The organism is Streptomyces misionensis (assembly GCF_007896895.1).
Classification (GTDB): Bacteria; Actinomycetota; Actinomycetes; order Streptomycetales; family Streptomycetaceae; genus Streptomyces; species Streptomyces misionensis_A.
The window spans coordinates 46820-57174 of the sequence record NZ_VOGW01000183.1 but is presented as its reverse complement, the minus strand read 5'-3'; the positions used below and the strand labels follow the sequence as shown (position 1 = coordinate 57174).

The following is a 10355-nucleotide window of genomic DNA, read 5'->3' as shown; positions in this document are numbered from 1 at the left end:
GGCGGGAGCGCCGGCCCCGCCCCGGGGGGGGCCGACGCCAGCCCCCGGGCGGGGGGCGCGCTCGGCCCCCGGGGGCAGCCCGGGGCGCGCCGGGCCGCGGCCCGGGGCAGGGGGGGCCGGCTGCGCACGGCCGGCCACGAGGTGTGGACGCCGGACCTCTTCGCGGGGCGGACGTTCGACACCGTCGAGGAGGGCATGGAGTACCGCGAGGAGGTCGGCAAGGAGGAGCTGCTGAAGCGGGCCGTGCTGGCGGCGGCGCCGTACTCCGAGCGCGGACTGGTGTACGCCGGGTTCTCGCTCGGTGCCGCGATCGCGCAGACCCTGGCGCTCGGCGACGCCAAGGCGCGCGGGCTGCTGCTTCTGCACGGCACGTCGGACATCGCGGCGAACGCGTACGTGGACGAGCTGCCGGTGCAGCTGCATGTCGCCGAGCCGGACCCGTTCGAGACGGACGACTGGCTCAGCGCCTGGTACCTCCAGATGGGCCGGGCGGGCGCCGACGTGGAGGTCTACCGGTACGCCGGGGCCGGGCACCTGTACACCGACCCCGGGCTGCCGGACTACGACGCGGAGGCCGCCGAGGCCACCTGGCGCGTGGCGCTCGGCTTCCTCGACGGCCTGGCAGCCGGGTAGCGGCCGCCCGGTTCTCACACCGGGTCGTAGGTCCGCTCGACCTTCTGCGTGCCGCTGCGGGTGCGGTAGGAACGCTGCCAGGAGGCGGTGGCGTTCCGGTCGGTGCGGTCGGAGAGGACGTAGTAGTCCATCTGGGCGCGGTCGGCGGTGATGTCGAGCACGCCGAAGCCGTGGCGGTCGGTGTCCACCCAGTGGACGTGCCGGTTGGCGGCCTCGATGAGCGGCGCGGCGACCGCGGAGACCGTGCCCTCGGACACCTTGACGATGTCGTCGAGGTTGTCGGAGGTCACCGAGGTGATGACGAACTCGGTGGCGGCCGACTTCGACAGCGGGTAGGTGCCCGCGTCCACCGGCACGTCGTTGGCCCAGGACATGTGGATGTCGCCGGTCAGGAAGACGGTGTTGCCGATGTTGTTCGACGTCAGGTGGCCGAGCAGTTCGCGGCGGTCGTGGGTGTAGCCGTCCCACTGGTCGGTGTTGACGCCGATGCCGCCCTGCGGCAGGTCGAGCAGCTGGGCGAGCGGCCCCAGCAGGTCGGCGGTGAGCGAGCCGACGACGAACGGCGCGATCATCACCGAGTTGCCGACCAGCCGCCACCTGGTGTCGGAGGCCTTCAGGCCGGCCTTCAGCCAGTCCAGCTGGGCCCGGCCGGTGATGGTGCGGCCGGCGTCGTCCACCGAGCCGCTGGTGCCGGACACCTGCTGGGAGCGGAAGGAGCGCAGGTCCAGCAGGGACAGGTCGGCGAGCTTGCCGAAGCGCAGCCGCCGGTAGGTGGTGCCCTCGATCGCCGGGCGCACCGGCATCCACTCGAAGTAGGCCTGCTTGGCGGCCGCGGCGCGGGCGGTCCAGGTGCCCTCGGCGCCCTCGGTGTGGTTGACCGCGCCGCCCGACCAGGCGTTGTCGGCGAACTCGTGGTCGTCCCAGATGGCGATGACCGGTGCCTTCAGGTGCAGGGCCTGGAGGTCGGGGTCGGTCTTGTACCGGCCGTGCCGGACGCGGTAGTCGGCGAGCGTGAGGATCTCGTTGGCCGGGGCGTGCGGGCGTACCACCTTGCCGCGGGCCGCGTACTCGCCGGACTTGTACTCGTAGATGTAGTCGCCGAGGTGCAGCCAGGCGTCCAGGTCGCCGCGGGCCGCGAGGTGGCGGTAGGCGGAGAAGTAGCCGGCCTCCCAGTTGGCGCAGGTGACCACGCCGAACCGGAGACCCGCGACGTCTGCGGTCGCGGCCGGTGCGGTGCGGGTGCGGGCCACCGGGGAGTCGGTGCCGCCGCAAGAGAAGCGGAACCAGTAGTCGGTGGCCGGCTCCAGGCCGCGGATGTCGGCCTTCACGGTGTGGTCGGAGGCCGCCGTCGCGGTGGTGGAGCCCCGGGCGACGACCTGGGTGAGCGCCTGGTCCTTGGCGACGACCCAGCCGACCACGGTGTCCGGACCGACGCCCGAGCCGGGGGTCGCCTCCGGGACCGGGGTCACCCGGGTCCACAGCAGGACGCCGTCGGGCAGCGGGTCGCCGGAGGCGACGCCGTGCAGGAAGGCCGGGGCCCCGTCGGCGGCGCGGGCCGGCAGCGCGGCGGCGAGCGGCCCGGCCAGCACAGCGGTCGCCGCCGCGGCCTTGACGACCGTACGGCGGCTGGGGGAAAGGGAGTTGGGGCCCTGGGAGGCCGGCAGTGATCTGTCTCTACTGGTCACGGCCGAACAGGTTACCGGGCAGTAGAACAGGAGAGCGGGCGAACGTGGAAAGTTCGCCCGCTCTTCACCGCGCGGTCGGTCCCGGCCCGGCCGTCAGCCCTTCATGGCCGCGTCCACCGCCTTGTTGAAGTCGGCCACCGTGGAGATCATGTTGCCGCCGTTGAGCTGCTTGCCGTCCATGACGAAGCCCGGAGTGCCGGTCACCCCGTCCTTGTTGTCGTCGAAGGTCTTCGACATGGCCATCGCCCAGGCGTCGTAGGTGCCCTTCTTGACCGCGTCCTGGAACTTGGCGTTGTTCTTCAGCGCCGGGACGGTGTCGGCGACCTTGATCAGGTAGCTGTCGTCCTTGAACTTGTCGTCGTTCTCGTCCGGGTGCCACTTCGTGGAGTACAGCGCGGTCTTGTAGTCCAGGAACGCCTCGGGGCCCACGTTCAGCGCGGCACCGAGCGCGCTCAGCGCGTTCTTGGAGCCCTCGCCGTTGTCGTGGGCGTCGAGGAACGTGGCGCCCACGTACTGGTACTTGAACTTGCCGTCGTCGATGTCCTTGTGCAGGGTCGCGCCGACGGTCTGCTCGAACTGGGCGCACACCGGGCAGCGCGGGTCCTCGTACATCTTGAGCGTCTTCTTGGCGCTCGCCTTGCCGATGACGACCGTGGTGCCCTTCGTGCCCGTGGTGTTGGCGGGCGCGACGACCTTCGCGCTCTTCATCTGCTCCCAGTAGCCGGGCTTGTTGGCCTGGACCACGGCGTAGCCGATGCCGCCGGCCGCGGCCAGCACGACCACGACCGAACCGGCCACGATCGCCTGCCGCCTGGCCTTGTCGCGCTTGGCCTGGCGCTCGCGTTCCTGGCGCAGCCGCTCCCGGGCCGCCGTCTTCGCCGCCTGGCTGTTCCGCTTGCTCATCTCGGTGATCTCCCTGGGGGAACGCGCGGCAGTCGTGCGCGCGTGTACGGGTGTGGAGGGTGCTCGGGCCGCCGCCGCTCAGTGAGCGGCGAGCGGGGCGGGGCACGGTGGTCCACGCCGTCCCAGGGAGTGCGCGAGGAGCCGGTCGCGGGCGGCCGAGGGGCGCGGGGCCGGGCGCGGCAGCCGACGGACCGGGACCGGCCGGACGGTGACCGCGGCCACCGCGAGCAGCAGCGGCCGGAAGGAGACGGCGGCCACCGCGCGCAGCAGCTGCACCAGCGCCCGCTCGCCCCGGCGCAGCCAGGCGGCGGCCAGCAGGCCCACGCACAGGTGCGCGGCCAGCAGCAGCCAGGCGGTGGCCGGGCCGGCGTCGGCGAACAGGGTGCCCGTGTGGCCGCGGCCGACCTGCGCCAGCGGGGCGCCCACGGCGCCGCCCCGGCACAGCAGGTCGAAGCCGAAGGCGTGCAGGGGGCCGGCGACCGGGCCGCCGGCCCGGCCGTAACAGGTCTGCTGGCCGGTGGTGAAGACGGTGTCGGCGGCCAGTTCCAGCGGGATCAGCAGGGCCGCGATCCGGCCGAAGCCGCGCTCGCGGCCCGCCAGCGCGTACGCGCCCGCGAAGATCCCGGCGGCGACCGCGGCCACGGTCCCGGCCGGCAGCGGGACCCGGGACAGCAGCACGTGCGACGCGGTGCCGAGGGTCACGACGAAGGCCGTGAACAGCGCCGCGCGCACGGCTCTGAGGTGGGTCCCGGATATGTCCATAGCGAGAGAAGAGTCTGTCACGAAGCGGAGTAAGAGACCCCTAAAGGGGGGCTGTGAGTGACGGCAGGCTACCGCCCGTGCCCCGGCCCCACGGCCCCGGGATCCGGTCGTCGCGCAGCAGCTCCGTGAAGATGCGGTGGTCCGCGCGGACCCGGGCGCCGTAGGCGAGCGCGAAGTCCGCCAGGAGGGGTGCGAAGCCGTCCTCGTCGGCCGCGATCGCCGCGTCGACGGCCCGCTCGGTGGAGAACGGCACCAGGGACTCGCCGGAGGTGTCGTGCGCCGCCGCGTGCATCGCCGCGGTGGCCCGGCCCAGGTCGGCCACGACCGGCTCCAGCTCCTCCGGGTCGTCGAGGTCGCTCCAGTCGAGGGCGACCGTGTACGGGGATACCTCGGCGACCAGCCGGCCCGTGCCGTCCAGCTCGGTCCAGCCCAGCCACGGGTCGGGGTGCGGTTGCAGGGCGCGCCGGGTGACCACCGTGCGGTGGCCCTCGTGCTGGAAGTACCCGGCGATGGCCGGGTCCGTGACGTGCCGGGCGACGGCCGGGGTACGGGCCGGTGCGACGCGGATCACGACGTCGTTCTCCAGGGCGTCGCTGTGGCCCTCCAGGAGGATGTCGTACGACGGCAGAGCCGCCGGGCCGGTGCCGGTGCCCCGGCGGCCCATGACGTCCTTGACGCGGTAGGACTCCGGGCGGGCCAGGGAGGAGTCCGGCAGGCTCTCCAGATAGCCGTCGAAGGCCGCCAGGACCTTGTAACGGTCGGCCGCGTCCAGCTCCAGCGAGCCGGCGTCCGCCGTGAACCGGCGCTCGAAGTCGCGGACCTCGGTCATCGTCCCCAGCAGCCCGGAGCGGGTGCGCGCGCGGGCCGCCCGCAGCGTGCCGAGCAGCGGGCCCCGGGCGGTGTCCAGGGTGAACGGCGGCACCTCGTCGCTCTTGGCGCCCGTGGCCAGCGCGTGGATCCGCTCGCGGTAGGCGCTCGCGTAGGCGGTCACCAGCGCGGCGATCTGCGCGTCGCCGAGGGCCTTGGCGTGGCCGAGGAGGGCGAGCGAGACCGCGAAGCGCTTCAGGTCCCACAGGAAGGGGCCGACGTAGGCCTCCTCGAAGCCGTCCGCGCCGAAGACCAGGCGGCCCTCGGCGTCCAGGTGGGCGCCGAAGCGGTCCGTGTGCAGGTCGCCGTGGATCCACACCCGCGAGGTGCGGTCGTCCAGGTAGGGGCCGCCCCGCCGCTGTGCGGCCAGGTCGTGGTAGAAGAGGCACGCCGCGCCCCGGTGGAACGCGAGGGCCGAGGCCGCCATCTTGCGCAGCGCCGCCCGGGACGCGGCCGGGTCGGCGGCCGGGAACCTGCCGTAGGCGGTGTCGAGTACGGCGAGGATCTCCTCGCCGCGCTGCTCGGCGCTGAGCTGGGGGACCGACATCGCGGGATGCCTCCTGGTGCGAGTGGTGCGTCACTGTGCGCTCGTCGTCACGACAGCGCCTCCGCCGTCTCCAACGGCCGACGCCACGCGGGAGTGCCCGGTTCCCGCACGGGGTCCGCCGGGAGGGCCCACGGCGCCCGGCGGCGGGGCATAGACTTCGACGCTGTCCCCCCAGAACCGTCCGTCACTCGTCACCCAGCGTTCCCCGTGGAGGCCATACCGTGTCAAAGCCGCCGTTCACGCACCTGCACGTCCACACCCAGTACTCGCTGCTGGACGGTGCCGCGCGGCTGAAGGACATGTTCAACGCCTGCAACGAGATGGGCATGACGCACATCGCCATGTCCGACCACGGCAACCTGCACGGCGCGTACGACTTCTTCCATTCCGCGAAGAAGGCCGGGATCACCCCGATCATCGGGATCGAGGCGTATGTCGCCCCCGAGTCCCGGCGCAACAAGCGCAAGATCCAGTGGGGCCAGCCGCACCAGAAGCGCGACGACGTCTCCGGTTCCGGTGGTTACACCCACAAGACGATGTGGGCGGTGAACAAGACCGGTCTGCACAACCTCTTCCGGCTCTCCTCGGACGCCTACGCCGAGGGCTGGCTCCAGAAGTGGCCGCGGATGGACAAGGAGACCATCGCGCAGTGGTCCGAGGGGATCGTCGCCTCCACCGGCTGCCCCTCCGGCGAGGTGCAGACCCGGCTGCGCCTCGGCCAGTTCGACGAGGCGCTCAAGGCCGCCAGCGAGTACCAGGACATCTTCGGCAAGGACAAGTACTTCCTGGAGCTGATGGACCACGGCATCGACATCGAGCACCGGGTCCGCGACGGGCTGCTGGAGATCGGCCGGAAGCTCGGCATCCCCCCGCTGGTCACCAACGACTCGCACTACACCTACGCCCACGAGGCGGGTGCCCACGACGCGCTGCTGTGCATCCAGACCGGCAAGAACCTCTCCGACCCCGACCGCTTCAAGTTCGACGGCACCGGCTACTACCTGAAGTCCACGGACGAGATGTACGCCATCGACTCCTCGGACGCCTGGCAGCAGGGCTGCGCCAACACGCTCCTCGTGGCCGAGATGGTGGACACCACCGGCATGTTCGAGAAGCGCGACCTCATGCCCAAGTTCGACATCCCCGAGGGCTACACCGAGGTCACCTGGTTCAAGGAGGAGGTCCGCCGCGGCATGGAGCGCCGCTTCCCGGGCGGCATCCCCGAGGACCGCCAGAAGCAGGCGGACTACGAGATGGACGTCATCATCTCGATGGGCTTCCCCGGCTACTTCCTCGTGGTCGCCGACTTCATCATGTGGGCCAAGAACAACGGCATCGCGGTCGGCCCCGGCCGCGGTTCCGCGGCCGGTTCGATCGTCGCCTACGCCATGGGCATCACCGACCTCGACCCGATCCCGCACGGCCTGATCTTCGAGCGGTTCCTCAACCCCGAGCGCATCTCGATGCCCGATGTCGACATCGACTTCGACGAGCGCAGGCGCGCCGAGGTGATCCGGTACGTCACCGAGAAGTACGGCGCCGACAAGGTCGCCCAGATCGGCACCTACGGCACCATCAAGGCCAAGAACGCGATCAAGGACTCGGCGCGCGTGCTGGGCTACCCGTACGCGATGGGCGACCGCATCACCAAGGCCATGCCCGCCGACGTCCTCGGCAAGGGCATCCCGCTGTCCGGCATCACCGACCCCGACCACCCCCGCTACTCGGAGGCGGGCGAGGTCCGGGCGATGTACGAGAACGAGCCGGACGTGAAGAAGGTCATCGACACCGCGCGCGGCGTGGAGGGCCTGGTCCGGCAGATGGGCGTGCACGCGGCCGGCGTGATCATGTCCAGCGAGCCCATCGTTGACCACGTCCCGGTCTGGGTCCGGCACACCGACCAGGTCACCATCACTCAGTGGGACTACCCGAGCTGTGAGTCGCTCGGCCTGCTGAAGATGGACTTCCTGGGCCTGCGCAACCTCACGATCATGGACGACGCGGTCAAGATGGTGAAGGCCAACAAGGGCCTCGACATCGACCTGCTGTCGCTGCCGCTGGACGATCCCACGACCTTCGACCTGCTCCAGCGCGGCGACACCCTCGGCGTCTTCCAGTTCGACGGCGGCCCCATGCGCTCGCTGCTGCGGCTGATGAAGCCCGACAACTTCGAGGACATCTCCGCCGTGTCGGCCCTGTACCGGCCGGGCCCGATGGGCATGAACTCCCACACGAACTACGCGCTGCGCAAGAACGGGCAGCAGGAGATCACGCCGATCCACCCCGAGCTGGAGGAGCCGCTCAAGGAGGTCCTGGACGTCACCTACGGCCTGATCGTCTACCAGGAGCAGGTGCAGAAGGCCGCCCAGATCATCGCCGGCTACTCGCTCGGCGAGGCCGACATCCTCCGCCGTGTGATGGGCAAGAAGAAGCCCGAGGAACTGGCGAAGAACTTCGTCCTCTTCCAGGAGGGCGCGCGCAAGAAGGGCTTCAGCGACGAGGCCATCCAGGCGCTGTGGGACGTGCTGGTCCCGTTCGCCGGCTACGCGTTCAACAAGGCGCACTCGGCCGCGTACGGCCTGGTCTCGTACTGGACCGCCTACCTCAAGGCCAACCACCCGGCCGAGTACATGGCGGCGCTGCTGACCTCCGTCAAGGACGACAAGGACAAGTCGGCGGTCTACCTCAACGAGTGCCGCCGCATGGGCATCCGGGTGCTGCCGCCGAACGTCAACGAGTCGGAGTCCAACTTCGCCGCCCAGGGCGACGACGTGATCCTCTTCGGCCTCTCCGCGGTGCGCAACGTCGGCACCAACGTGGTCGAGTCGATCATCAAGTGCCGCAAGGCCAAGGGGAAGTACTCCTCCTTCCCCGACTACCTCGACAAGGTCGAGGCGGTCGTCTGCAACAAGCGCACCACCGAATCGCTGATCAAGGCCGGCGCGTTCGACACCATGGGCCACACCCGCAAGGGCCTCATGGCGCAGTACGAGCCGATGATCGACAACGTGGTCGCGGTCAAGCGCAAGGAGGCCGAGGGCCAGTTCGACCTCTTCGGCGGCATGGGCGACAACGCCGGCGACGAACCCGGCTTCGGGCTCGACGTGCAGTTCAGCGACGAGGAGTGGGACAAGACCTACCTCCTCGCCCAGGAGCGGGAGATGCTCGGTCTCTACGTCTCCGACCACCCGCTCTTCGGCCTCGAACACGTGCTGTCCGACAAGGCCGACGCGGGCATCTCCCAGCTCACCGGCGGCGAGCACGCCGACGGCGCGGTGGTCACCATCGGCGGCATCATCTCGGGCCTGCAACGCAAGATGACCAAGCAGGGCAACGCCTGGGCGATCGCCACCGTCGAGGACCTGGCGGGCTCCATCGAGTGCATGTTCTTCCCCGCCACCTACCAGCTGGTCTCGACCCAACTGGTCGAGGACGCCGTGGTGTTCGTCAAGGGCCGCCTCGACAAGCGCGAGGACGTGCCCCGGCTCGTCGCCATGGAGCTGATGGTCCCGGACCTGTCCAACGCGGGCGCCAACGCGCCGGTGGTCCTCACCATCCCGGCCACCCGGGTCACCCCGCCCATGGTCAGCCGCCTCGGCGAGATCCTCAGCCACCACAAGGGCGACAGCGAGGTCCGCATCAAGCTCCAGGGGCCGCGCAAGACCACCATGCTGCGCCTGGACCGGCACCGGGTCAAGCCCGACCCGGCGCTCTTCGGCGACTTGAAGGTGCTGCTCGGTCCGTCCTGCCTGGCGGGCTGACCGGGCCCGTGTCCGCGCGAGAGGGGCGCACCCGTGCCGGGTGCGCCCCTCTTTCACGCAACGGGCGTCAACAGCCCCTTAGTTGTGGCCGAAACTCTTCTGCTTCCGGCCACGCCCGGTATCACCGGAGCTGCCCTGGATGTGGGACACCGGGGACTCGTGGGACTCCGAGGTGTGCTGCGTCTGCTCCTGGGTGTGACCGGCCTGCTGCGCGGCGCGGTTCTGCGAGCCACCCTGCTTGCGGTTCTTGTTCTTGGCCATGGTGATCTGCCTCCTGCGGGGGATCTGGGGGCCGGGGCCGGCTTCTGGGGGCCAGGGCCGGTTTCAGATTCACATACGCTGACATCAATCGCATGTCGGACAATTACCCTGTGTGACAGGGTAGGTTGGCGAGTAACAGCCGCAAACGCCACGCCGAAGATCGAGTTCGGGCCGTTAACCCCCGCGCGGTCGGGCAGACTCGAAGGAAGTCCTGAAGCAAAACCTCCGGGGAAGAGGGTGAGTCGCGTGGACCGCTGCATCGTCCTGGTGGACGCCGGGTATCTGCTGGGCGCAGCCGCCAGCCTCCTCGCGGGCGAGCCCTCGCGGTCCCGGATCACCGTCGATCACACCGCACTGATCCAGGCGCTGCGCGACCGCGCCGAGTCCGACACCGGACGGCCCCTGCTGCGCATCTACTGGTTCGACGGCGCCCCCGACCGGGTCCCCCAGCCGGAGCACCGCCGGCTGCGCGTCATGCCCCGTGTCACCGTCCGGCTCGGCGCCCTCACCCGCAGCGACGGGCGGTGGGCGCAGAAGGGCGTGGACGCCGCCATGCACGCCGAGCTGACCGAGCTGGCCCGCAACCGGGCCTGCTCCGACGTCGTCCTCGTCACCGGCGACGGCGACCTGCTGCCCGGCATGATGGCCGCCAAGGAACACGGGGTCGCCGTCCATCTGTGGGCCGTCCAGGCCGCGGACGGCGACTACAACCAGTCCGAGGACCTGGTCGCCGAGGCCGACGAGCGCCGCGTCCTCGACCGGGCCTGGATCACCCAGGCCGTGCGCGCCAAGGAACTGACCGGCGTCTGCGCCCCGCCGCCCGTGCCGCGCCCCGAGATCGCCGCGATCCTCTCCGCCCCGCTGCCCGAGTCCGCGCTCACCGCGGCCACCGAGCGCTCCGCCGCCCGGGAGTCGCGCCCGCCGGCCGCCGCCACC

At 71.0% G+C, this 10355-nt stretch carries 8 protein-coding genes; 3 read left to right on the top strand and 5 right to left on the bottom strand.

Translation table 11 applies throughout. The annotated features are described in order from the left end of the window. The first annotated feature begins 120 nt into the window (after positions 1-120). Positions 121-633, top strand: coding sequence for a dienelactone hydrolase family protein (locus tag FRZ03_RS31195; RefSeq protein ID WP_146468439.1), 513 nt, complete (start codon positions 121-123; stop codon positions 631-633). A 14-nt stretch (positions 634-647) separates the two neighbouring features. On the opposite strand, the gene FRZ03_RS31190 is transcribed toward FRZ03_RS31195, so the two are convergent. The 4 genes from FRZ03_RS31190 to FRZ03_RS31175 all read right to left on the bottom strand — a co-directional run bounded on the left by FRZ03_RS31190 (position 648) and on the right by FRZ03_RS31175 (position 5397). Then, entirely contained in the window at positions 648-2318 is a 1671-nt protein-coding gene (locus tag FRZ03_RS31190; RefSeq protein ID WP_146468438.1) for an alkaline phosphatase D family protein, read from the bottom strand. Positions 2319-2411: 93 nt separating this feature from the next. Then, the gene (locus FRZ03_RS31185) at positions 2412-3221 is read right to left on the bottom strand and encodes a thioredoxin domain-containing protein (RefSeq protein WP_146468437.1); all 810 of its coding nucleotides are present in this window, start codon (positions 3219-3221) and stop codon (positions 2412-2414) included. A 78-nt stretch (positions 3222-3299) separates the two neighbouring features. Further along, positions 3300-3983: a hypothetical protein gene (locus tag FRZ03_RS31180; RefSeq protein ID WP_146468436.1), complete on the bottom strand. Its 684-nt coding sequence runs from the start codon at positions 3981-3983 to the stop codon at positions 3300-3302. Between the two features lie 40 nt (positions 3984-4023). Beyond that, positions 4024-5397 carry a DUF2252 domain-containing protein gene (locus FRZ03_RS31175; protein WP_146468435.1) on the bottom strand — a complete coding sequence of 458 codons (1374 nt, stop codon included), beginning with the start codon at positions 5395-5397 and terminating at the stop codon, positions 4024-4026. 221 nt (positions 5398-5618) lie between these two features. Between FRZ03_RS31175 and dnaE the strand changes: the two genes are divergently transcribed. Further along, the gene (dnaE, locus tag FRZ03_RS31170) at positions 5619-9158 is read left to right on the top strand and encodes a DNA polymerase III subunit alpha (protein ID WP_146468434.1); all 3540 of its coding nucleotides are present in this window, start codon (positions 5619-5621) and stop codon (positions 9156-9158) included. A 78-nt stretch (positions 9159-9236) separates the two neighbouring features. Here the strand turns inward: dnaE and FRZ03_RS31165 are convergent, their stop codons facing one another. Beyond that, a complete protein-coding gene (locus FRZ03_RS31165; protein ID WP_146468433.1) occupies positions 9237-9419 on the bottom strand; it encodes a hypothetical protein in 183 nt (60 codons plus the stop codon). A gap of 246 nt (positions 9420-9665) precedes the next feature. On the opposite strand from FRZ03_RS31165, the gene FRZ03_RS31160 reads away from it, so the two are divergent. After that, on the top strand, positions 9666-10355 hold a 690-nt coding region (locus FRZ03_RS31160; RefSeq protein ID WP_146468489.1), incomplete at its 3' end, for an NYN domain-containing protein.

What these genes read in the sequence shown, in the direction of transcription:
- FRZ03_RS31175 (WP_146468435.1), bottom strand. Translation starts at nt 5,397, where the DNA reads ATGTCGGTCCCCCAGCTCAGCGCCGAGCAGCGCGGCGAGGAGATCCTC.
- FRZ03_RS31185 (WP_146468437.1), bottom strand. Translation starts at nt 3,221, where the DNA reads ATGAGCAAGCGGAACAGCCAGGCGGCGAAGACGGCGGCCCGGGAGCGG.
- FRZ03_RS31180 (WP_146468436.1), bottom strand. Translation starts at nt 3,983, where the DNA reads ATGGACATATCCGGGACCCACCTCAGAGCCGTGCGCGCGGCGCTGTTC.
- FRZ03_RS31165 (WP_146468433.1), bottom strand. Translation starts at nt 9,419, where the DNA reads ATGGCCAAGAACAAGAACCGCAAGCAGGGTGGCTCGCAGAACCGCGCC.